1 protein-coding gene is annotated in these 707 nt (G+C 43.4%); it reads left to right on the plus strand.

Annotation, left to right across the window (positions count from 1 at the left end; genetic code table 11):
* The coding region (locus H5079_RS18150; protein WP_182684625.1) for a transposase at positions 1–678 on the plus strand (678 nt) is incomplete at its 5' end.
* Positions 679–707 lie beyond the last annotated feature (29 nt).

Here is a 707-nt window from a genome sequence, read left to right on the forward strand (position 1 = left end):
AAAGGCACTGTACTCACTAACAAATATCTGCAAGGTGAAGAGCTAAGTAAAATTGAATGGCTCTTTCTAAATGAAACAATCAGTGAATACCGAGAACGCTTAGCTAATATCAGTTGGTTTATGCGGCTATTAAATGAAGACATTGCGCGCAGAGCTAATAAAGAAGATAACTGTACCGGCCGCTTTTGGGAGGGACGCTTTAAATCACAAGCCCTCTTAGATGAAGCCGCATTAATCGCCTGTATGGCATATGTTGACTTAAACCCAATAAGAGCAAAGGCAGCAACAACACCAGAAACATCAGACCATACCAGCGTAAAAATACGCATTGAAAGTGCCACTGCAGGTAAGCAACCGAAGCAACTCCTGCGCTTTTCAGGTAAACCCAAAAAGCACATGGCGAAAGGATTACCGTTTGCGCTTAAATCTTACCTTGAACTAGTAGAATTAACCGGGCGTTGTATACGTGAAGACAAGAAAGGCTATATCGAAAGCAGCACTTTACCCCTGTTACAAAGAGTAAACATTACCCCCGAAAACTGGCTAAAACTCACCACACAATTTAGTCGCGTATTTCATGGTGCAGTAGGTCGCCCAGCGTCGCACGAAGGATACTGCGAACACCTAAACAGAAAGCGGCGCACCAACGTGAGTAACTGCGAAAAGCTACTGGCTTAAAGCGTTACTTCAAAAAGTTACCCGTTATT

It is taken from the genome of Pseudoalteromonas sp. SG44-5, assembly GCF_014164175.1.
GTDB classification, from domain to species: Bacteria; Pseudomonadota; Gammaproteobacteria; order Enterobacterales; family Alteromonadaceae; genus Pseudoalteromonas; species Pseudoalteromonas nigrifaciens.